The sequence below is a fragment of the Streptococcus sp. Marseille-Q7156 genome (assembly GCF_965119495.1).
In genome coordinates, this window is the sequence record NZ_CBCPLU010000001.1 from 119,478 (window position 1) to 142,253 (window position 22,776).

A 22,776-nucleotide genomic window follows, 5' to 3' on the forward strand; every position below is an offset into this window, starting at 1 on the left:
GGCAAGTTTTTGATGAATTTTCTGAAAAATATGATAAAATGAAGAAAATACTGAATCAAGGGGAATCCTATGGAGCAGATTGGAAAAGTCTTTAGACAATTACGAGAGTCAAGAAATATCTCGCTGAGACAAGCAACTGGGGGACAATTTTCTCCGTCTATGTTATCTCGCTTTGAAACAGGTCAGAGTGAGCTTTCGGTGGAAAAGTTTCTATTTGCCCTAGAAAATATATCTGCCAGTGTAGAGGAAATCCTCTTTCTGGCGAGAGGTTTTCAGTATGATACAGATTCTGAGTTGAGAAAAGAAATCATAGATGTCTTGGATCCAAAGAATATAGCTCCGCTTGAGGACTTGTATCGCAGGGAGTATCAAAAGCATGTCCATTCTCAAAACAAACAGAAACATATTCTAAATGCCATTATTATCAAGTCTTATATGAAGAGCATGGACGAAAGGGTAGAGTTAACGGTAGAGGAGGGGAAAGTCCTTCATGATTATTTGTTTTCTACCGAGATCTGGGGAATCTATGAACTCAATTTATTTTCAGTCAGTTCACCATTTCTATCTGTTTCTCTTTTCACTAGGTATGTTAGAGAGATGGTACGAAAATCTGATTTTCTAATGGAAATGTCTGGCAATCGAAACCTTTTTCACACTATACTATTGAATGGCTTTTTAGCCAGCATTGAGTGTGAAGAATTTACCAATGCCTCTTATTTTAAACGTGTTATCGAAGATCATTTCTACAATGAAAATGAAACCTATTTCCGAACTGTCTATTTGTGGGCAGAAGGTCTCCTTGATAGCAAGCAAGGCAGAGTCAAGGAAGGTCAGAAAAAGATGGAAGATGCTGTCCGTATTTTTGAGATGCTTGGCTGTAATAAATCTGCCGAATACTATAGAAAAACGACCGATTGTTGAATATCTGCAAACTAAGAAAATAATTTAAAATTTGAAGCAATAGAACTGTTGGGCTCTCTCGTGTCACTGGAGAAATTCTATCGTTTCTTTTTGTTCATTTTATTTGTTGCATATATTCAAAAGTTTTCCTCTAAGATTTCTAAGTGCTATACTATAGTCATATTTCACATAAAACTTCGAACAAGAAGGGAGATTATCTATGAAACTATTGTTCAGAAATCAAGCTTATCGTCTCTTGACTTTGTCACGCTTCTTCAATGCTTTTGGTGCTTCGATTTTCAACCTGGTATTTATCGTCTATGCATCGACCTTACCACAAGCATCTTTTGCTGTTGCTATGGCGAATATTGTCATGATTCTTCCGACTTTCTTTACAGTTTTTGTAGGGATTCGGGCAGATTATACGAGGGCCAAGGTCAAATGGATGGTCTATAGTGGTTTGTTTCAGGCGATTTTATTTTTTCTAGCAGCCCTAGTTGTCCAGCAAGCTAGTCTATTTGCCTTTTCTAGCCTGTGTTTAATCAATGTCATTAGTGATGTCATCAGTGATTTTGCAGGTGGTTTGCGCATGCCTCTCATTAAAGAAAAAGTAGCTGAAGACGATCTGATGGAGGCTTATTCTTTTAACCAGTTTATCACCTATATTTCAGCTATTGGTGGTCAAGCTTTTGGAGTCTGGCTCTTAGGTCTATCGGTCAACAATTTTTCCCTCGTTGCGGGAATCAATGCCTGTTTCTTCCTAGTATCAGCCGTCATTCTCTTTTTAGGAAAAAGCAAATTGAGCCTGTCACTTTCATCTGCTGATGGTGAAATTCTAAAAAATGAGAAGCTTCCGATCAAAGAGCAGTTCCTAACGATTTATCGAAATTTACGTCTCGTTTTTCTTAAAGGTGGACAGAAAAACTTTGGATTCATGATCTTTGCTGTCTTGCTTATCAATGCCTTGGGTGGCGCTTTAGGAAGCATCTATAACATCTTCTTTTTGAGCCATTCTCTTTTGGACTTTTCTTACACAGAGGCATTATTTATCAGTCAATTCTGTGCTTTGTTAGCAATCATCATCAGTAGCCTTACGGGCAATGATTATTTTGGGAAGCAGTCCTTGCCTAGATTGATGATGTGGGTGACCGTAGGACTCAGTCTAGTTGGTCTAGCTAATTTATTCAATCAAGTCGTACTTGGTTTACTATTTCTCTGTTCAACTCTGTATGTGTCTGGTAAAGTTCAACCAAAGATTAGTGCCATGCTCCTGAAAAATCTAGCTCCAGAGGTTCTAGCTCGTACCAGTAATTTTTTAGGTTTATTATTTACCTTATCCATACCTGTGGGAACAGCTTGTTTTTCACTTATTGCTGTATGGAATATACAGTTGACTTGGATGCTATTTGTTGGTCTTTCCTTGCTAGCTATTCTTTTGACAGTTATTAATCTCAAAAATGATATTTAAATCCTAATTTTTTCTCACTGTTTTAATCCCTCTATTTATGGTAAAATAAGACTATTAAGTTTAAAGAGGATTCCCTATGAAATTACAAAAACCAAAAGGAACGCAGGATATCTTGCCTGCTGAATCTGCCAAATGGCAGTACGTTGAGGGCTTTGCCCGTGAGATTTTCAAGCGCTACAACTATGCAGAAGTGCGCACGCCTATTTTTGAGCATTACGAGGTTATCAGTCGCTCTGTCGGAGATACAACGGATATCGTAACTAAGGAAATGTACGATTTCTATGACAAGGGTGACCGCCATATTACCCTCCGTCCAGAAGGAACTGCGCCCGTTGTCCGTTCTTATGTGGAAAATAAACTCTTCGCCCCAGAAGTGCAAAAGCCAAGTAAGTTCTATTACATGGGCCCTATGTTCCGCTATGAGCGTCCACAGGCAGGTCGTTTACGCCAGTTCCACCAGATTGGTGTCGAGTGCTTTGGTTCTAGCAATCCAGCTACCGATGTGGAAACCATCGCTATGGCAGCTCATTTCTTGAAAGAAATCGGCATCCAAGGTGTCAAATTGCACCTTAACACTCTTGGAAATCCTGAGAGCCGCGCGGCCTACCGCCAAGCCTTAATTGACTATTTGACACCGCTCAAGGAGACCTTGTCTAAGGATAGCCAACGTCGCTTGGAGGAAAATCCTCTCCGTGTCTTGGACTCTAAGGAAAAAGAAGACAAGGTGGCAGTAGAGAATGCACCGTCTATCTTAGACTTCCTTGATGAAGAAAGCCAAGCTCATTTTGATGCTGTGCGTCAGATGTTGGAAAATCTTGGAGTAGACTATATCATCGATACCAATATGGTGCGTGGTCTGGACTACTACAACCACACCATTTTCGAATTCATCACTGAGATTGAGGGCAATGATCTGACAGTCTGTGCGGGTGGTCGTTACGATGGTCTGGTGTCTTATTTTGGAGGCCCTGAAACTGCTGGATTTGGTTTTGGACTTGGTGTAGAGCGCCTGCTTCTCATTCTTGAAAAGCAAGGTGTGTCTCTCCCTATCGAAAACGCCCTAGATGTCTATATCGCAGTCTTGGGAGATGGAGCAAATGTCAAAGCTCTAGAACTAGTACAGGCTCTTCGCCAACAAGGTTTCAAAGCAGAGCGTGATTACCTCAACCGTAAACTCAAAGCTCAGTTCAAGTCAGCCGATGTCTTTGCGGCTAAGACCCTCATCACCCTCGGAGAAAGCGAAGTCGAAAGCGGACAAGTAACGGTCAAGAACAACCAAACCCGAGAAGAAGTGCAAGTGTCACTTGAGGCAATCAGCCAAAACTTCTCAGAAATCTTTGAAAAATTAGGTTTTTATACTCAATGAAAATCAAAGAGCAAACTAGGAAGCTAGCCGCAGGCTGTACTTGAGTACGGCAAGGTGAAGCTGACGTGGTTTGAATTTGATTTTCGAAGAGTATTAATGATAGATAAACCGGTCAGGAACCTACTCCTGACCTTTTTCTTTTACAAAATGACAAAAATCATAAACTTTTTGACAAATATGCTTGTCAAAAAGAAAAAGATGTGTTACAATAAATTCAAGTTAAGAGAAAAGTAGAAAGGAACGATTATGTGGGCATTAGGATTTGTACCTCTTGTGATTATGTATTATATCTACCATTCCCAAAAGGTCAAGAAACTGGAGAATAAAATCAAAAGAATTGAGCAAAAACAGAAAGGAAATAAAGAAATGTCAAGATTATTAAAAGAATTGATTGGGAAAACACCGACAATCGTTGGACAAGTTTTTGGAACAGATAACTGGGAAGTTGTGGATGTTGATGAGGAATGGGTCAAGCTACGCCGTGTTAATAAAAAAGGAAAAGAAAAATTCAAACTACAACGCATTGAGGATATCCAGACAGTTGAATTTGACGGAGAGTAGGTGTGTAACATGCAACTTAAAAATCGTCTAAAAGAGCTTCGAGCTCGCGATGGTCTTAATCAAACCGACCTAGCCAAACTGGCAGGGGTTTCCAGACAGACCATCAGCCTATTAGAACGGGACGAATACACCCCGTCCGTTGTGATTGCCTTGAAAATATCTCAGATTTTCAACGAAACAGTCGAATCGGTATTTCGCTTGGAGGAGGACGAGTGATGAACAAGTATAAAGTGATCTATTATGTAGTTGCCATAGCTCTATTAGTCAGCGTATTTCTACTAATTGGAACAAATCTAGGATGGTTTGATCTCTATTACAGCGACCAATTTGTTTGGGCTTACTTTGCCCTCATCCCAGTCGTTGACTGGATTGAAAAGAAAGCAAACAATTTAGCAAGTGAAAAAGGAGAATGAAAATGAAAAAGAAAAATAAAGGTGGATTGTTATTTTTAATGTCTGTTGTCTTTGGAGGTTTCTTGGGCGGTTTTGTAGGGATGTTTAAGGCTGCTACCGAATCCCACGAAATTATTTTAGATGCAAAAGTCTTGATACCATGGATATCAGCTATTTGTTTATTGATAGGTTTCATTAGCATTCTTTTGACTTTCAATTTCTTAAAGAAAAGCAGAAAATTTCACTCCTTGTATCAAGAGGAAATGGACGATGATCTGAATGAAACCTATTATGTGCAAATGAATCGTAATCTTGAGTTTGGAACTATTGCTTTTCATATTACAAGTGTAGCGATTTTATTGGCTCTCTTTATTTCAGGAAGTGAAGTGATTGTACTAGATAGAAGCAATCTAATCTTACCTCTTTCTTTTTTGGGATTAGTATTGATTTTTAATGCTCAAAAATATTTTTATAAGACTATTGCGATTGTTCGTCAGTTTGATTTGGCATTTTTCTCTACACCAAAGGATTATTTAGACTATGTCAATTCTTACGATGAGGGGGAGCGCCAGGCTAATTTGGAACAGAGTTTTCGAATTTTATTCCAATTAAACCAATATGTCTTGCCAGGTCTCTACTTTTTGATTGCTCTCTTTTCCTTGCTGACAGGAGAGATTCAGTTACTAGCTTTCTTGCTGGTAGGAGCGATCCATATTTATATTGGTGTGATGCAGTTGCCTATGGTGAAACGTTATTTTAAATAAAGGAGTTTCTATGATTCGTGTTGAAAATGTAAGCAAAAGTTTTGGGAGCAAAAAAGCTCTTTATCAGATTTCTTTTGAGATTAAGGAGGGTGAAATCTTTGGTTTTCTTGGCCCTTCTGGCTCAGGTAAAACAACCATGATCAATGTCTTAACAGGACAGTTGGCTGCAGATCAAGGTAAAACAGTTTTGTTAGGCAAGAATTCTCAAGATTTAACCTCAAATGATTTGGAACAAATCGGTATAGTTAGTGATGGCAGTGGTTTTTATGAAAAGATGAGTCTTTACAAAAATCTTCTCATCTATGCTAAGCTGTATGGTCTCAAGTCAGATAGAGTAAATCAGGTGCTCCAACAGGTTGGATTGTCAGATGCTAAAGACATCATCGCAGAAAAACTATCTACAGGAATGAAACAACGAATGTTCTTGGCTCGTGCCCTTCTGAATGCTCCTAAGATTCTCTTTCTAGATGAGCCAACCAGTGGCTTAGACCCTACAACATCTAAGATGATTCATACCCTACTTCAAGAATTAAAGCAGGCGGGGACAACTATCTTTCTGACCACGCATGATATGAATGAAGCAACTCTGCTTTGTGATCGCTTATCTCTTTTAAATAAGGGTAATTTAATAGAGTATGGAAGTCCGCAAGATATTATCCAGAAGTACCATGTGGATAAGAAAGTACGTGTGGTTTATAATGATGGACGAGAACAGATAGTTCCATTTGAAGAATTACCACATTTAGACACGACAGATTTGATGGTGGTTCACTCTTGTGAGCCGACACTAGAAGAAATCTTTATCAGATTGACAGGAGAAAAGTTAGATGTTTAGAAAATTAAATGCCCTACTATGGTTAAGAGTGCAAGTTCTTATCAGCAATTCAACTTTGTTGGCGACTCTATTGATGCCTTTTGGTTTTGCTGTTTTATATAATGAATTTTTAAATAAGAATGGACAATTGAGCCTATTTTTACTATCTGCTAGCTTGACGATGGTCTTGAGCATGGGAAGTGGTTATATGGTATCGATTATGATGGCAGAAGATAAGGAAAAACGAAATCTTAAATCACTCCTCCTAAGTGGTGTGACAGCAACAGAATATACTTTCAGTATGCTCGTTCTCCCTATTCTGATAATGTTACTTGCTATGATTGTACTTCCCATCTATCTTAGAGTAGATGTATCTGGTTATTTATTTGCCTACGTTATCTATTTGCTCCTAGCAACTATTAGTATTATTTTTCTCAACCTTCTAATTGGTGCGGTATCAGATACTCAGTCTAAAGCGCAAGTCTATAGTATCTTTCCTATGTTAATTGTCTCTTTTTTACCTATGATTGCTTCTCAAAATGATACGGCTCAGAAAGTGTTGGATTACTCGTTCGTCGGTCCTATTGTAAATCTTTTAAATCAAAAAGGTGGGGAAATATCTTTTTCTAACATCGGTATGTTACTTGCCTGGGTACTTGTGTTAGGAATAGCAAACCTCTTTGTATTGAAAAACAGCTATAAAGCAAGATAGGAGATTTATATGAAACTACTTAAAAACCTTGGCTGGTTTCTTCTAGCCATTCTATCCTTTTTATTCATCTATGGCTTCATTCAGGGGCTCGCGACTACTTCGCTTGCCTTAGGTGCTTCACCTTATGCTGTGACCTTGCTCTATGTGGCCTTGGCTGGAGTATATGTGTACGGTATTTACAAATGGTATCAGAAAGGTCCTGTCAATATTGAGAAGAGTGGCTTCAACCGATTTATTTGGCTTCCTGCCTTGGTTTGGTTCTTATCTCTTGTTGTCCAGTTTTTCTTGCCAAATGATCCTTCAGTAAATCAGCAAATAGCGACAGACTTGACCTTGTCTCAACCACTTTTCTCATTCTTTGCGGTCGTTATTTTTGCTCCTTTGACGGAAGAACTTATCTTTAGAGGGATGTTAGCACGCTACCTCTTTCCTAAGCAGGACAATAGTAAACAAACTCTGATTTTTCTTCTGGTATCTAGTGTTCTGTTTACCTTGATTCATTTCCCAGGTGATGTGCAACAATTTTTTGTCTATTTTAGCCTTGGTTTTAGTTTGGGATTGGCATATATTAGCAGAAAAGGTCTGGTCTACAGTATTTCTCTTCACGCTTTGAATAATTTAGTCGGCTTTTTGATGATTCTCATGCTATAATAGAGTCAGGAGGTCACATGAAACGAGTAATTTTATTAGCAGTGATTCAAGCAGTCGTTCTATTTTTCATCATTGGGGCGCTAGCTTATGCCTTCAAGGGAGATTTCTTCTACAGTCATCTAGCAGTGGTCTTTGCCCCTATTGCCGGTATCTGGCGTTTTGGGACAGCTTACACAACGGAAATCGTCTTGCCTCGAAAGGCAGCTGAAATTGCTGAAAAGCGTAAAGCAGGCAAAAATTCAAAATAAAAGAGTCCGGTGAAGTTCATCGGATTTTTGTATGTGCGTTAATTTTTAGGGACTTTACCTGATTTTTAAAGTCAGGCAAACTTTTCTGATGATTTTCATGAAGAGCCTGCGCTTTTATGGTAAAATAGTAACAGAATAAAAGAGGAGAGAAACAATGAAACGTAGTATGTATGCTGGTCGTGTTCGTGAGGAACACATCGGACAAGAAATTACCTTGAAAGGATGGGTAGGCCGTCGTCGTGACCTTGGTGGTTTGATCTTTATCGACCTTCGTGACCGTGAAGGAATCATGCAGTTGGTTATCAACCCTGAAAAAGTATCTGCAGAGGTTATGACAACAGCTGAAAGCCTTCGTAGCGAATTCGTTATCGAGGTGACTGGTCAGGTCGTTGCGCGTGAGCAAGCCAATGATAAGTTGCCAACTGGTGCAGTTGAGTTAAACGTGACGGCTTTGACAGTGCTTAATACAGCTAAGACAACACCATTTGAGATTAAGGATGGTATTGAGGCTAATGACGATACGCGTTTGCGTTACCGTTACCTTGACCTTCGTCGTCCAGAAATGTTGGAAAATCTCAAACTTCGTGCTAAGGTGACCCACTCTATCCGCAACTACTTGGATGAGTTGGAGTTTATCGACGTGGAGACACCCTTCCTTTCTAAGTCAACACCAGAAGGGGCGCGTGACTATTTGGTACCATCTCGTGTGAATAAAGGACATTTTTACGCGCTTCCTCAAAGTCCACAGATTACTAAGCAGTTGTTGATGAATGCTGGATTTGATCGCTATTACCAAATCGTTAAATGTTTCCGTGACGAGGACTTGCGTGGTGACCGCCAGCCTGAGTTCACCCAGGTCGATTTGGAAACATCTTTCCTTACTGAGCAAGAAATCCAAGATATTACAGAAGGCTTGATTGCGCGTGTGATGAAGGAAACAAAAGGCATCGAAGTAACGCTACCATTCCCTCGTATGAAGTATGACGATGCGATGGCTCTTTACGGTTCTGATAAACCTGATACTCGTTTTGACATGTTGCTTCAGGACTTGACAGAAGTGGTCAAAGGTGTAGACTTTAAAGTCTTTTCAGAAGCACCTGCTGTAAAAGCCATTGTGGTCAAAGGAGCTGCTGACAACTATTCACGTAAAGACATCGACAAGATGACGGAAGTAGCCAAACAGTACGGTGCCAAAGGTCTTGCTTGGGTCAAGGTAGTTGATGGAGAATTAAACGGACCAGTTGCTAAGTTCTTGACAGGCATCCAAGCAGAATTGACAACAGCGCTTGCTCTTGAAGATAAGGACCTCGTTCTCTTTGTGGCGGATACGCTTGAAGTGGCCAATGCAACACTCGGTGCCCTTCGTGGACGTATTGCCAAAGAGCTTGGTTTGATTGATAGCGATAAATTCAACTTCCTTTGGGTGGTTGACTGGCCAATGTTTGAATGGTCTGAAGAAGAAGGTCGTTACATGAGCGCCCACCATCCATTTACTCTACCACAGGAAGAGACTGCTCACGAATTAGAAGGTGATTTGGCGAAGGTTCGTGCCATTGCTTACGATATTGTCTTGAACGGTTATGAGCTTGGTGGTGGTAGCCTTCGTATCAATCAAAAAGACCTTCAAGAACGCATGTTCAAGGCTCTTGGTTTCTCAGCTGAAGAAGCAAATGACCAGTTTGGCTTCCTTCTTGAAGCCATGGACTATGGTTTCCCACCACACGGTGGTTTGGCTATCGGGCTTGACCGATTTGTCATGCTCTTAGCAGGAGAAGAAAATATCCGTGAAGTTATTGCCTTTCCTAAGAACAATAAGGCAAGTGACCCAATGACACAAGCTCCTTCAACAGTAGCTCTCAAACAACTAGAGGAACTCAGCTTACAAGTAGAAGAAGATGAAACAAGCAAAACGAATTAAGCGGTGGCGCTATTATCTGCGCCGCTTTGCTCATCAGATAAAAATTTTACGTGTCTTACAAAGCATCTCTCGTGAAAAATACGATGAGAAGATTTCGGCTTCTCTGGTCTATGGTTTTTTATCAGCAGTAGCGGTCAATTTCTTTTTCCAACCAGGGCATGTGTATTCGAGTGGTGCGACAGGTTTGGCACAGATTATCTCTGCCTTGAGTAATCACTGGTTTGGTTTTCATATTCCGATTTCGCTGACCTTCTACGCCATTAATTTTCCTTTGATGGTCTTGGCTTGGTATCAGATTGGCCATAAGTTCACCGTCTTTACCTTTATCACGGTATCCATGAGTTCCTTCTTTATCCAGTTTGTCCCTGTGGCGACCTTGACTGAGGATCCTATTATCAATGCCCTTTTTGGGGGTGTTGTCATGGGCTTGGGGATTGGTTTTGCGCTCCGTAACAACATTTCTAGCGGAGGTACAGATATTGTCAGCCTGACCATTCGTAAGAAAACAGGTAAGAATGTCGGCAGTATTTCTTTCTTGGTAAATGGGACTATCATGCTGATAGCAGGTTTGACCTTTGGTTGGAAATACGCTCTCTACTCTATGATTACCATCTTTGTCTCTAGCCGTGTGACAGACGCTGTCTTTACCAAGCAAAAACGCATGCAGGCCATGATTGTGACCAATCATCCAGATAAAGTAATTGAGAAAATCCATAAAAAATTGCACCGCGGAGCAACCATGATCCACGATGCAGAAGGAACCTATAATCACGAAAGAAAGGCAGTTTTAATAACTGTCATTACACGTGCAGAATTTAATGAATTTAAACAGATTATGAAACAGGTGGATCCAGGTGCCTTTGTCTCTGTATCTGAGAATGTTCATATTCTGGGACGATTCGTTGAAACAGAAAATTAGTGACTAAAAAAACCAGCGCGAGCTGGTTTTTATTTTTCGATAATTTTGTGGGCGATTAACTGACGGTAACAAATTTGTTTATTGCTCTTAGCATCGTTGATAATCTGAAGAATCGTTTCAAATGATGTTTGACCGAGTTCTAGGCTATTGATATCGACATAGGCTGCCAAGTTGAGCTTGGGATTGACAGAGTCGAAGCTGAGAACAGGGACATCCAGCTGGTGCTTAGCGATGTAGTCACAGACCCCTTCAGCTAGGAGGCTATCAGTTGTGATGATAGCGTCAATCATAGGATCGTGTTTAAACAAACGCTTACTGAATTGATAGCCCTTTTCTTCTAGGAATTCGTTTGCAAAATAGGTCAAGTTACTGTCAAGAGGCAGTTGGTACTGTTTGAGTGCTGACTCATAGCCTGTTAAACGGTCTTGTGTTACGAAGAGTCTCTTAGTCCCTCCAATAAAGGCAATTCGTTTGCAGCCTTTTTTGATGAAATATTCAGTCGCATCAAAACCAGCTTGAACATTGTCATTATCGACAAGTGGAATGAAGGGGGACAGAGATTTTCCGAGGATGAGGAAGGGGAACTGCTCATCAGCCACCAGTTTGACTAAAGGATCTTCCTCTTCGGCATAAAGGAAAATTAAACCGTCTACACGTTTACCATAGACCATTTGTGAGATGGCAGTAAGACGTTCCTTCTCATCTTTCCCTGTTGCTATCTGAATGGCATAGTGGTTTTCAGAGGCGACTTGAGAGATGCCACGTAGGACTGATGGAAAGAAAGGATTCTGGTAGAAGGCATCTGAATCATCAGGAAGAACTAAACCGATAACTTGCGTATAACTGCTTACCAAACTGCGAGCGTTGAGGTTGGGGTGGTAATTGAGTTCCTTCATAGCCTTGCGAACGCGTTTTTTTGTTTCGTCGCTAATGGTTGATTTATTTTGAATAACACGGGTTACGGTTGAAGGCGAAACACCAGCAGCCTTGGCCACGTCTTTAATCGTAACGGGCATAAAAATCTCCTATTTATGGTAATCTGGATCACGGAAATGCGTTTTATAAAAGATAGTGACCAGATAAAGGACAAAAAGAATATTTTGTATAGTGATGAGGTTTGACATATTTTGGCCAAACAATCCCAAAATAAGCGTAATCAGAGTCGGCAATCCTAAACAGTTCAAGATAAAATGGTAGCACTCTTTAAAGGTTCTAAATGAAAAGAGGCGGGATTTCTTAGTGATATAAAGGAGAAGACTAGCTCCTAGAGAGACGATAAAGAAATTCAAACCAAAGAGGAAGCTTGCACCGAGAACTAGGAAGAGACTGATATAGACACGATTTTGTTGGTACCAGTCTTTAGAAATCGCTTGGGTCAAGCTGTCTTTGCTTTTGAAACTCTCAGTCTGAATGGCTCGGTAAGAGATACGGGTCAGTTCCTTACTTTCCTTGCTGATGACGAGCTCATTCGTATCGAAATGCAGTTGCAAGTCCTTAGGTAGTTCCTTACTTTGACTTGGACCAATCACAATAGAAGATGCTTGACTAGCTGTTCCTGTATAAGTTAAGTTGCCATCAACAATTGTAGCGTGTTCAGAGAGATCCTGGACAACCTCATTTGTCAATGGTTCATAGACATTATCGATAAAGGTTTCTAGCGGATAAGTATCCTGTGAGCTGTTTTGGATGGCAATGGGTACCATAGACAAGCTAATAAGGAAGATACTGGTAAAGAGAAGTTGAAACCAGTTGAGCCCGAAACGTTTGGACAGGGGCTTACGAAATCCCCAAATACTTGAAAAATAGGAAAATGGATATGGAAGCATAGGTATCTTTCTAAAAGGTGTTTTCTATATGAGTATTATTATATAGAGAAATGCGCTTTATTTCAAGTCTAGGAGAAAAATTGCTTGTTGCAAGAATATTATATTTACAGTAGCAATCGCTAATACTCAATGAAAATCAAGAGCAAACTAGGAAGCTAGCCGCAGGTTGCTCAAAACACTGTTTTGAGGTTGCAGATGGAAGCTGACGTGGTTTGAAGAGATTTTCGAAGAGTATAAAATGAAAAAGGGTGGCGGGGATATATTATCCCTTGTCGCCACCACTTGTAAGTCCTGAAACAAAGTTCTTTTGTAGGAAGAAGAAGAGAATACAGATTGGAAGGGCGATGAGGATAGCACCTGCTGAGAAGTAGGCGATCTTCATGTTTTTCACATTGCTAACGAAGGTTTGGAGACCTACGGCAACAGTAAAGTATTCTTTCTCACGAAGCAAGAAACTAGAGAGGATGTAGTCCCCGAAAGGTCCCATGAAGGCCCAGAGAGCTTGTACGGCAACCATTGGGCGAACAAGTGGAAGAACAATTTGCCAGAAGCGGCGGAAGTGTCCTGCACCGTCTAGTTTTGCAGATTCGTCTAGAGACATTGGCACTGTATCGAAGTAGCCTTTCATGAGCCAAGCATTCATCGGGATACCTCCACCAACGTAGAGGAAGATGAGGAACCAGCTGTGGTTAAGGGCGTTCAACATAAGCGCCATAACGAAGAAGGCTGTCAAAGCGGCCATGGTTGGCACCATTTGGATAATCAAGAAGAAGACCAAACTTTGTTTACGAGCCAAGAAGTTGTAACGGCTGTAGGCATAACCAGCAAGTACGATGATACTTGTTTGAACAACCATGGTAATCAAGGCGATAATCAAAGTATTGAGGTACCAAGTACCGTACAAGGTTTCAGTGAAGAGGCCTTTAAAGTTATCAAAATTGAGGTCGATATTAGTATCTAGTTTAAAGGCTGAGACGTTACCTGCTTTAAAGGCTGACATGATGGTAATCAAAAGTGGATAGATAATCACGATTGATAGGCCAATTAAGTAGAGGTAAGTAAGGGTTTGAGTCAGTCTACGTTTGAGTTTAATTGAGTTATTCATCTTAGACGTCCTCCATATCAAATGCGTGTAGTTTCTTGAATGCGATCATAGAGATTGAGATGACAATGATAGAGATAATCAAGGTAACAGCTGCCGCCATTGAGTATTGAGGAGATGTACCTGTTGTCAAACGGTAGATCCATGAGATCAAGATATCGGTTGAACCAGCTCCACCTCCGACACTACCAGGTCCTCCACCATTGAAGAGGTACATGATAGAGAAGTTGTTAAAGTTGAAGGTGTATTGGCTAATCAAAGTAGGTGCTGCAACAGCCAAGATCATTGGGAAAGTGATGTTGCGGAATTTTTGCCAAGCATTAGCACCGTCAATATAAGCTGCTTCGTAAAGGTCGTTAGGAATAGATTGTAAGATACCTAAAGTCAAAACGTAGATGTATGGGAATCCAAGCCAACCTTGCATCATAATCAAGGCAACCTTTGTCCAAGTAGGGTCTGTTTTCCAAGGAATAAGAGCCCCATCAAGGAAAGGAAGGAATTTAGCAAAGATCGGCAAGACTTGAGTGTTGATAGCACCGACACTATCATTAAACATGTTTGAGAATGTCAAGATAGTGATGAAGGCTGGGACAGCCCAAGGAAGAAGGAAAATAACACCAAAGATACGTTTTCCTTTGATAAATGGTTGGTTAGCAATGATAGCTGTGAAGATACCAATCACGATCTGTAAAGTTGAGGCAGATAAAGCCCAAATGATAGTCCAAGAAAGAACAGAACCGAAGGCAGAACGGAAGGTACTCAAGCTCCAAATGTTTGTAAAGTTTGTCAAACCAACCCAGTCCAACAATTTGTTTGGTGGCAAGTGTTGGAAGTCGTAGTTAGTAAAGGCAATCATCAAGGTTACGATAACTGGGAAGATGATTGCAAAAGTCATGGCAACATAAGATGGAATGATCAAGAGGTAAGGGAAGCCATTTTCATAGATTCCTTTGACCATTTCTTTAAAGGTAAGTGCTACTGGAATACCATTGTTAATGTGTTTAGCAGTTGTATGTGCATCTTTAATATTTGAGAAATAAAAGAGTACATAAACGACTACAAAGATTAAATGGAAGGCACCACGAATCAGCATAAAGAGGGAATTGTCACGACCTGGCTTGTCACCAAGAGTGATGAGATTGCTCAATTCAGGGGCTGCAAGTGCTAGGAAATAAAGGACAAATACGATGGTTACACCAAGGAAGATAAAACCTTTGGCCTTTTGTTTATTGTAAATCTGTCCTAACCCAGGAATGATAGACAGCAGGGCTGCTTTACTAGGTTGTTGCTTTTCCATAATAACTCCTTTCATAGGATACTGGTTTCTAGATAAAACCTAAACTATTTGTGTTTTTGTTGATAAATTCAAAGGGGGATTTGATTTCCACCCCCCCTTGAACAAATTTTTTATTCACCAAATTTTTGTTTGATTGTTTCTTTGATCAATGTTACAGCATCGTTAGCAGCTGTTTTAGCATCTTTCTTACCACTTACAGCTTCAAACAACATTGTTTTAGCTGGGTCCCAAACAGCTGACATTTGAGAGATGTTTGGCATTGGTTGAGCGTTCTTGAACTGTTTGATAACAGCTGTTGTCAACTCATCATTTTTACCTTCAGCGTATGAACGAGCTTCAGTGTTAGCTGGGATTTCATTAGTTTTATCGTAGAAGGCTTTTTGTTGTTCAGTTGAAACAAGGAAGTCTACAAATTTTTGAGCAGCTTCAAGGTTCTTAGTGCTTGATGGGATGATCCAAGCTTTACCACCACCAAATGCTGCGTAGTCTTTTCCGTTTGGAAGAGTTGGGATAGTTGCAACACCGTAGTTTACTTTAGCGTCTTTGAAGGCTTGAGCTTTCCAAGGTCCATCGATGATAGCAGCTGTTTTACCTTCTTGGAATTGAGTTTGGATTAGGTTTCCAGCTCCTTCAGTATCTTGCATACCTTTAGGCCATTTTTCATACCAAGTTTTAGCGTATTCTACACCTTTGATAGCGCCGTCGTTTGCAAGACCGATGTCTTTAGCGTCTTTACCGTTTTGTCCGAATACGTAAGCGCCGTTACCAGCAAGAAGTCCGTATGCAAAGTAGAAGTTTGTCCAGTCAGCTAGGAAAGCAGAAGTTTTTCCATCTTCTCCAGCGAATGCGTATTTGCTATCTTTAGCAAGGTTTTCCAAGTCAGCAAATGTTTTTGGAGCTTCTTTTACCAAGTCTTTGTTGTAGTACATAACAAGTGACTCGATAACGGCAGGAGCACCGTAAACTTTACCGTCAGCAGCTGTTACAAGAGATTTAGTTTTATCATCTGTTTTAGCACCGTCGCTCAATTTCACTTCTGAAAGTTGTCCGTCAGTACCAAGGCTACCTACACGGTCGTATGGAGCCATCATAACGTCAGGAGCTTGACCTGATTGGTTGTCAAGAGAAAGTTTGTCAAGCCCACCCATTTGGTCACCAGATTTGATGTTAACTGTTGTTCCTGATTGTTCTTTATAAGCTTTAGCTACTGTTTCAGCATAAGCTTTGTATTGGTCCTCAACGTAAAGAGTGATTTCTTTCGCTTCAGATGAACCAGAATCAGCAGGCTTATCAGCAGTTTTGCTTCCGCAAGCTACCAAAAGCAAGCTAGCAAGTGTAGCAGTTCCAAGCACAGCAGCGCTCTTCATGAATTTAGATGACATAGTGTATTCCTCCTAAAGAATAACAAATTTTATAATGAGGAAACGCAAACGTTTTCCTTTATGGGACTAGTATAGCACAAATAGAAAACGGTTGCAAGTGTTTTTTGTAAAAATTTTAAAAAAATTTCACGGGAATGGTAAGCGTTTTATTTGTTTATAATAGAAGAAAAGTCGGAAAATATATTTTCATGATTTTACTGAAATTATTTAGGGAAACGATTGCCTAAATTTTGAACAAAAAATAAATTGCTCTAGACCAAAAGTAGGCTAAGTTGAGCCTTCTATTTGTAGTTGAAGAAGATTTTGTAAATAGAAAAGAAAAATGTATATGTATACATAAAGAAGGACAAGTTTTTTTTAAAAAAATAATCAAAAAGTTTTTTAAAAACGCTTGCAATTATTCCAAAAATAAAGTATACTTATCTTAACGCAAACGTTTGCGCCCAAAAATGAAAATTTAAACTACAAATACACGAGGTGTTGTTTATGAAAAAACGTCAAAGTGGTGTGTTGATGCACATCTCTTCTCTACCAGGAGCCTACGGAATCGGATCGTTTGGTCAAAGTGCTTACGACTTCGTTGATTTCTTGGTCCGTACAAAACAACGTTACTGGCAAATCCTTCCATTAGGAACAACTAGTTACGGAGATTCTCCTTACCAGTCTTTCTCAGCCTTCGCAGGAAACACTCATTTTATCGATTTGGATATCTTGGTGGAGCAAGGTTTGTTGGAAGCAAGTGACCTTGAAGGAGTTGACTTTGGTAGCGATGCGTCTGAAGTTGACTATGCTAAGATTTACTATGCACGTCGTCCTCTTTTAGAAAAAGCGGTGAAACGTTTCTTTGAAGTCGGAGATGTTAAAGATTTTGAGAAATTTGCTCAAGACAACCAATCATGGCTTGAGCTCTTTGCTGAGTATATGGCTATCAAAGAGCATTTTGAAAATCTTGCTTGGACTGAATGGCCAGATGCAGATGCTCGCGTTCGTAAAGCTTCAGCGCTTGAAAGCTATCGTGAGCAATTGGCAGACAAGTTGGTTTACCACCGTGTGACTCAATACTTCTTCTTCCAACAATGGTTGAAATTGAAAGCTTACGCTAACGACAACCACATCGAAATCGTTGGAGACATGCCAATCTACGTAGCGGAAGATTCAAGCGATATGTGGGCAAATCCACATCTCTTCAAGACAGATGTCAACGGTAAGGCGACTTGCATCGCAGGATGCCCACCAGATGAATTTTCTGCAACTGGTCAGCTTTGGGGGAACCCAATCTATGACTGGGAAGCAATGGACAAAGACGGCTACAAATGGTGGATTGAACGCTTGCGTGAAAGCTTCAAAATCTACGATATCGTTCGTATCGACCACTTCCGTGGTTTCGAATCTTACTGGGAAATCCCTGCTGGTTCCGATACAGCAGCACCTGGTGAGTGGGTCAAAGGTCCGGGCTACAAGCTTTTTGCAGCCGTTAAGGAAGAACTTGGTGAGCTAAACATCATCGCTGAAGACCTTGGCTTCATGACTGATGAAGTTATTGAGTTGCGTGAACGTACTGGCTTCCCAGGAATGAAGATTCTTCAATTTGCCTTCAACCCAGAAGACGAAAGTATCGATAGCCCACACTTGGCACCTGCTAACTCAGTTATGTACACAGGAACTCACGATAATAACACGGTCCTTGGTTGGTACCGTAACGAGATCGATGATGCAACTCGTGAGTACATGGCTCGCTATACTAACCGTAAAGAATACGAAACAGTGCCACACGCTATGCTTCGTACAGTCTTTTCATCAGTTAGCTTCATGGCAATTGCAACTATGCAAGATTTGCTAGAATTGGATGAGACAGCTCGTATGAACTTCCCATCTACCCTTGGTGGAAACTGGTCTTGGCGTATGACTGAAGATCAATTGACACCAGCTGTCGAGGAAGGTTTGCTTGACTTGACAACAATCTATCGACGAATTAATGAAAATTTGGTAGAATTAAAGAAATAATACAATATCAGGAGACACCTTAAACATGTTATCACTACAAGAATTTGTACAAAATCGTTACAATAAAACCATTGCAGAATGTAGCAATGAAGAGCTTTACCTTGCTCTTCTTAACTACAGCAAGCTTGCAAGCAGCCAAAAACCAGTCAACACTGGTAAAAAGAAAGTTTACTATATCTCAGCTGAGTTCTTGATTGGTAAACTCTTGTCAAACAACTTGATCAACCTTGGTCTTTACGACGATGTCAAAAAAGAACTTGCTGCTGCAGGTAAAGACTTGATCGAAGTTGAAGAAGTTGAATTGGAACCATCTCTTGGTAATGGTGGTTTGGGACGTTTGGCTGCCTGCTTTATCGACTCAATTGCGACTCTTGGTTTGAATGGTGACGGTGTTGGTCTTAACTACCACTTTGGTCTTTTCCAACAAGTTCTTAAAAACAACCAACAAGAAACAATTCCAAATGCATGGTTGACAGAGCAAAACTGGTTGGTTCGCTCAAGCCGTAGCTACCAAGTACCATTTGCAGACTTTACTTTGACATCAACTCTTTACGATATTGATGTTACTGGTTATGAAACAGCAACTAAAAACCGCTTGCGTTTGTTTGACTTGGATTCAGTTGATTCTTCTATTATTAAAGATGGTATCAACTTTGACAAGACAGATATCGCTCGCAACTTGACTCTCTTCCTTTACCCAGATGATAGTGACCGTCAGGGTGAATTGCTCCGTATCTTCCAACAATACTTCATGGTTTCAAATGGTGCACAATTGATCATCGACGAAGCAATCGAAAAAGGAAGCAACTTGCATGACCTTGCTGATTATGCCGTTGTACAAATCAACGATACTCACCCATCAATGGTTATCCCTGAATTAATCCGTCTTTTGACTGCACGTGGTATCGAGCTTGACGAAGCAATCTCAATCGTTCGTAGCATGACTGCCTACACTAACCACACAATCCTTGCTGAAGCCCTTGAAAAATGGCCTCTTGAATTCTTGCAAGAAGTGGTTCCTCACTTGGTACCAATCATCGAAGAATTGGACCGTCGCGTGAAAGCAGAATACAAAGATCCAGCTGTTCAAATTATCGATGAGAGCGGACGTGTTCACATGGCCCACATGGATATCCACTACGGATACAGCGTTAACGGGGTAGCAGCACTTCATACTGAAATCTTGAAGAACTCTGAGTTGAAAGCCTTCTACGACCTTTACCCAGAAAAATTCAATAACAAAACAAACGGTATTACTTTCCGTCGTTGGCTTATGCATGCTAACCCAAGATTGTCTCACTACTTGGATGAGATTCTTGGAGAAGGTTGGCACCATGAAGCAGATGAGCTTGAAAAACTTTTGTCTTATGAAGACAAAGCAGCTGTCAAAGAAAAATTGGAAAGCATCAAGGCTCACAACAAACGTAAATTGGCTCGTCACTTGAAAGAACACCAAGGTGTGGAAATCAATCCAAACTCTATCTTTGACATCCAAATCAAACGTCTTCACGAGTACAAACGCCAACAAATGAACGCTTTGTACGTGATTCACAAATACCTTGACATCAAAGCTGGTAACATCCCTGCTCGTCCAATCACAATCTTATTTGGTGGTAAAGCAGCTCCAGCCTATACAATCGCTCAAGACATCATCCACTTGATCCTTTGCATGTCAGAAGTTATTGCTAACGATCCAGCAGTAGCTCCACACTTGCAAGTAGTTATGGTTGAAAACTATAACGTTACTGCAGCAAGCTTCCTTATCCCAGCATGTGATATCTCAGAACAAATCTCACTTGCTTCTAAAGAAGCTTCAGGTACTGGTAACATGAAATTCATGTTGAACGGAGCTTTGACTCTTGGTACTATGGACGGAGCTAACGTGGAGATCGCTGAGTTGGTTGGTGATGAAAACATCTACATCTTTGGTGAAGATTCAGAAACTGTTATCGACCTTTACGCAAAAGCAGCTTACAAATCAAGCGAATTCTACGCTCGTGAAGCTATCAAACCATTGGTTGACTTCATCGTTAGCGATGCAGTTCTTGCAGCTGGAAACAAAGAGCGCTTGGAACGTCTTTACAATGAATTGATCAACAAAGACTGGTTCATGACTCTTCTTGACTTGGAAGACTACATCAAAGTGAAAGAGCAAATGCTTGCTGACTATGAAGACCGTGACGCATGGTTGGATAAAGTTATCGTTAACATTTCTAAAGCAGGATTCTTCTCATCTGACCGTACAATCGCTCAGTATAACGAAGATATCTGGCACTTGAACTAAGATACAAGTTTATACTAATACATTTTGTAAAAAAGCGAATTCCGATTGAAATTCGCTTTTTTAAATGCTGTGGATTTGGGTCAATTTTGTCTAAAAATAGGGAGATCCTAGATACAGTGAAGGCTTTAAATGCTGATTTTTACGGTCTTTCAGACTCATGATTAGAACACCTCATATTTCTTGTATTCGTTTACATAAAGCATTATAATATGATTGTAGGAAAGAAGGTGTTTTTATGTGGAAAAAATATTTTTCAAAATATAGATGGACTGATTTATTTTGGATTTTATTTATCATTTTGACCTGCCTCTATATAGGTAACCATGATTTGTTTCCTCTCAATCATCAAGAATTCTCTTTTCGTGGTAGCTTTTGGGGGTTGGTACTTGCCTTATATCACTTACTATTTATTGATAAGTTTGTAATTTCGAATCGAAAATAAAGATTAGAACTATGCTTGACTGCCTACTTTTATGATTGATTTTGGAGGAAGATTTTGTCTCTATTATTTATTATTTTAAATTTGTTTATCTTGTACAAGATCTATTCTTTGAGGCGGGAGAAATCGAAATACTTGATTTATACGGCCTATATCATATTTGAAGTAAATGTAATATATGGTATTCAATGGCTATTAAGAGAACTGATTTCAACTATTTCCCCTTAATGTGTAGGGAAACTATAACAAAACGCATAAGATTAAGGTTTTTGAGTACCTGTTCTTATGCGTTTTTGTAATATTGAAGATTTTCGGTAAGTTTTATACCTTTGGGAAGTCTAGTTTAGAATGCTTTTCCAACAAGTATCTCTGCTTCAATGGTAATCTCTGTCAGTTGGCTCCAGTCAATCTTGCTCTGGTCGATGTGAAAGAGGAGAGGAGTCATACTGAGTAGGGATTGGAGCTGCTCAGTTGTGATAGTCTTAGTCAGAGAGGCCGTTTGGCTAGATAGGATGGTAAAGTGTTCTTGGAAATGATTTTTGATATCTTGGTTGGAATAGTCCTTGTTTGTAAGCTGGTCTTGTGCCTTCTGACGGATTTCTTTGAGGTGATTTTTAGTTGGAATAACCTTTATCAAGATACCGTCTTTAGATAAAACGCGACGAAATTCTCCGTAATTGGCAGGGGAAAAGATATCAAGTAAGATATCCATGCTGGCGTCTTTTATAGGAAGACGAGCTAAGTCACCAACGAACCAATTGACTGCCCAGTTGGGTTCGCTCTTGGCAGCGATTTGGACGGAATCTTTGGAAATATCAAAGGCATAGAAGGTTTTTTCAGGGTGATTTTCTTGGAGTTTTCGAGAGTAGAAACCTTCGCCACAACCGATATCCAAGATTGTTGTGGCAGTTTTTGAGCTTGCAAGCAAGTTAGATACAGCCTCTAAGATAGCTTGATAAAAGCCGGCTTCTAGGATTTGTTGACGGTTTTGAAAATTTTCCTTGTCGTAGTTAGCAGATTGCTTGATTTGAGGTGCCAGATTGATATAGCCAAATTTAGCCAAGTCAAAAGAATGACGATTGCAGCATTTGAGACTGCTCTCTACCAGAGTCAGATTTTCTTGACAGATAGGACAGGCAAAGGCAGTCGCAGAAGCAAAACGCTGGAGTTTGGGTTTGAGATTTGTATTCATAGTTTAAGTGTATCAAAAGAGGCAAATGAAAGCAACTTTAGGAGTAAGTAGATGGGAGATTCAGTAGAAATAAAACTAATACTCTTCGAAAATCAAATTCAAACCACGTCAACGTCGCCTTGCCGTACTCAAGTACAGCCTGCGGCTAGTTTCCTAGTTTGCTCTTTGATTTTCATTGAGTATAATTTTCCAATTTATAAAATGGAATTGCTTTTATATCTAAATTGCTATATAATAATGATAAGGAGGAAATAAGTATGTTAAAAGAAGTATTAACCGTCGCAAAAGTTGCGAAAAAATCATCACTCTTTTTGGGTGGTGTCGCATTTGGTACCCTTGGTTTGAAAATCTTAGCAAGTAAGGAAGCTAAAAAAGGTTATTCTAAAGCTTTAGCTAAGGCTTACAAGTTGAAAGACGGGCTAGATGCATCTGTTTCTGTTGTGAAACAACATGGAGACGATGTCTTGCAAGATGCCAAATATTTGTACGAGCAAGAGAAAAAAGAAGAGCAATTAGATAGCCTTATAGGAGAATAAT

General features: G+C 40.0%; 22 protein-coding genes and 1 pseudogene. 17 read left to right on the plus strand and 6 right to left on the minus strand.

Annotation, left to right across the window (positions count from 1 at the left end; all coding sequences use genetic code 11):
• Positions 1–69: 69 nt before the first annotated feature.
• The 13 genes and pseudogenes from rgg to ACWPV5_RS00680 all read left to right on the plus strand — a co-directional run bounded on the left by rgg (position 70) and on the right by ACWPV5_RS00680 (position 10,713).
• On the plus strand, positions 70–921 hold the full coding sequence (gene rgg / locus ACWPV5_RS00620) for a quorum-sensing system transcriptional regulator Rgg (RefSeq protein WP_261054398.1): 852 nt from the start codon (positions 70–72) through the stop codon (positions 919–921).
• Positions 922–1,120: 199 nt separating this feature from the next.
• Positions 1,121–2,368 (plus strand): transporter, encoded by a 1,248-nt coding sequence (locus ACWPV5_RS00625; RefSeq protein WP_261054397.1) that lies wholly within the window; start codon positions 1,121–1,123, stop codon positions 2,366–2,368.
• 76 nt (positions 2,369–2,444) lie between these two features.
• Complete coding sequence (gene hisS / locus ACWPV5_RS00630; protein ID WP_454381964.1) at positions 2,445–3,734, plus strand: histidine--tRNA ligase; 1,290 nt, start codon at positions 2,445–2,447, stop codon at positions 3,732–3,734.
• Positions 3,735–3,830: 96 nt separating this feature from the next.
• Positions 3,831–4,295, plus strand: a pseudogene (locus ACWPV5_RS00635) (hypothetical protein).
• A gap of 9 nt (positions 4,296–4,304) precedes the next feature.
• Positions 4,305–4,511 (plus strand): helix-turn-helix transcriptional regulator, encoded by a 207-nt coding sequence (locus tag ACWPV5_RS00640; RefSeq protein ID WP_001176230.1) that lies wholly within the window; start codon positions 4,305–4,307, stop codon positions 4,509–4,511.
• A complete protein-coding gene (locus ACWPV5_RS00645) occupies positions 4,511–4,708 on the plus strand; it encodes a hypothetical protein (protein WP_219967273.1) in 198 nt (65 codons plus the stop codon). The genes ACWPV5_RS00640 and ACWPV5_RS00645 overlap by 1 nt, the downstream gene beginning before the upstream one ends.
• A 2-nt stretch (positions 4,709–4,710) precedes the next feature.
• Positions 4,711–5,451 (plus strand): DUF3169 family protein, encoded by a 741-nt coding sequence (locus ACWPV5_RS00650; protein WP_219967272.1) that lies wholly within the window; start codon positions 4,711–4,713, stop codon positions 5,449–5,451.
• Between the two features lie 10 nt (positions 5,452–5,461).
• On the plus strand, positions 5,462–6,286 hold the full coding sequence (locus ACWPV5_RS00655) for an ABC transporter ATP-binding protein (protein ID WP_454381965.1): 825 nt from the start codon (positions 5,462–5,464) through the stop codon (positions 6,284–6,286).
• On the plus strand, positions 6,279–6,977 hold the full coding sequence (locus ACWPV5_RS00660) for an ABC transporter permease (RefSeq protein ID WP_454381966.1): 699 nt from the start codon (positions 6,279–6,281) through the stop codon (positions 6,975–6,977). The genes ACWPV5_RS00655 and ACWPV5_RS00660 overlap by 8 nt, the downstream gene beginning before the upstream one ends.
• Before the next feature lie 9 nt (positions 6,978–6,986).
• Positions 6,987–7,628 carry a CPBP family intramembrane glutamic endopeptidase gene (locus tag ACWPV5_RS00665; RefSeq protein WP_454381967.1) on the plus strand — a complete coding sequence of 214 codons (642 nt, stop codon included), beginning with the start codon at positions 6,987–6,989 and terminating at the stop codon, positions 7,626–7,628.
• Between the two features lie 17 nt (positions 7,629–7,645).
• A complete protein-coding gene (locus ACWPV5_RS00670; protein WP_033682917.1) occupies positions 7,646–7,876 on the plus strand; it encodes a hypothetical protein in 231 nt (76 codons plus the stop codon).
• Positions 7,877–8,030: 154 nt separating this feature from the next.
• Positions 8,031–9,794: an aspartate--tRNA ligase gene (aspS, locus tag ACWPV5_RS00675; protein ID WP_454381968.1), complete on the plus strand. Its 1,764-nt coding sequence runs from the start codon at positions 8,031–8,033 to the stop codon at positions 9,792–9,794.
• Positions 9,772–10,713, plus strand: coding sequence for a YitT family protein (locus tag ACWPV5_RS00680; protein WP_000806276.1), 942 nt, complete (start codon positions 9,772–9,774; stop codon positions 10,711–10,713). Before aspS ends, ACWPV5_RS00680 begins: the two co-directional genes overlap by 23 nt.
• Positions 10,714–10,742: 29 nt before the next feature.
• Here ACWPV5_RS00680 and ACWPV5_RS00685 read toward each other — a convergent pair whose 3' ends face one another.
• The 5 genes from ACWPV5_RS00685 to ACWPV5_RS00705 form a co-directional block, all read right to left on the minus strand.
• A complete protein-coding gene (locus tag ACWPV5_RS00685; protein WP_033675771.1) occupies positions 10,743–11,729 on the minus strand; it encodes a LacI family DNA-binding transcriptional regulator in 987 nt (328 codons plus the stop codon).
• 9 nt (positions 11,730–11,738) lie between these two features.
• Positions 11,739–12,539 carry a DUF1189 domain-containing protein gene (locus tag ACWPV5_RS00690; RefSeq protein WP_454381969.1) on the minus strand — a complete coding sequence of 267 codons (801 nt, stop codon included), beginning with the start codon at positions 12,537–12,539 and terminating at the stop codon, positions 11,739–11,741.
• A 262-nt stretch (positions 12,540–12,801) separates the two neighbouring features.
• Positions 12,802–13,644, minus strand: coding sequence for a sugar ABC transporter permease (locus ACWPV5_RS00695; protein ID WP_001065648.1), 843 nt, complete (start codon positions 13,642–13,644; stop codon positions 12,802–12,804).
• A 1-nt stretch (position 13,645) separates the two neighbouring features.
• Positions 13,646–14,938, minus strand: coding sequence for a sugar ABC transporter permease (locus tag ACWPV5_RS00700; protein ID WP_200832398.1), 1,293 nt, complete (start codon positions 14,936–14,938; stop codon positions 13,646–13,648).
• Between the two features lie 110 nt (positions 14,939–15,048).
• Positions 15,049–16,320: an extracellular solute-binding protein gene (locus ACWPV5_RS00705; RefSeq protein ID WP_153193653.1), complete on the minus strand. Its 1,272-nt coding sequence runs from the start codon at positions 16,318–16,320 to the stop codon at positions 15,049–15,051.
• 486 nt (positions 16,321–16,806) lie between these two features.
• On the opposite strand from ACWPV5_RS00705, the gene malQ reads away from it, so the two are divergent.
• From malQ to ACWPV5_RS00720, 3 genes are all read left to right on the plus strand, one after another.
• The gene (gene malQ / locus ACWPV5_RS00710; RefSeq protein ID WP_084891153.1) at positions 16,807–18,324 is read left to right on the plus strand and encodes a 4-alpha-glucanotransferase; all 1,518 of its coding nucleotides are present in this window, start codon (positions 16,807–16,809) and stop codon (positions 18,322–18,324) included.
• Positions 18,325–18,349: 25 nt separating this feature from the next.
• Positions 18,350–20,608: a glycogen/starch/alpha-glucan family phosphorylase gene (glgP, locus tag ACWPV5_RS00715; RefSeq protein ID WP_000950168.1), complete on the plus strand. Its 2,259-nt coding sequence runs from the start codon at positions 18,350–18,352 to the stop codon at positions 20,606–20,608.
• Positions 20,609–20,843: 235 nt separating this feature from the next.
• Positions 20,844–21,050, plus strand: a complete 207-nt coding sequence (locus ACWPV5_RS00720) for a hypothetical protein (RefSeq protein WP_454381970.1) — start codon at positions 20,844–20,846, stop codon at positions 21,048–21,050.
• Between the two features lie 340 nt (positions 21,051–21,390).
• On the opposite strand, the gene ACWPV5_RS00725 is transcribed toward ACWPV5_RS00720, so the two are convergent.
• Positions 21,391–22,239, minus strand: a complete 849-nt coding sequence (locus ACWPV5_RS00725) for a putative RNA methyltransferase (RefSeq protein ID WP_261026625.1) — start codon at positions 22,237–22,239, stop codon at positions 21,391–21,393.
• Positions 22,240–22,496: 257 nt separating this feature from the next.
• Here ACWPV5_RS00725 and ACWPV5_RS00730 point away from each other — a divergent pair, with 257 nt between their 5' ends.
• Positions 22,497–22,775 carry a DUF6110 family protein gene (locus ACWPV5_RS00730; protein WP_000910910.1) on the plus strand — a complete coding sequence of 93 codons (279 nt, stop codon included), beginning with the start codon at positions 22,497–22,499 and terminating at the stop codon, positions 22,773–22,775.
• Position 22,776: the final 1 nt, after the last annotated feature.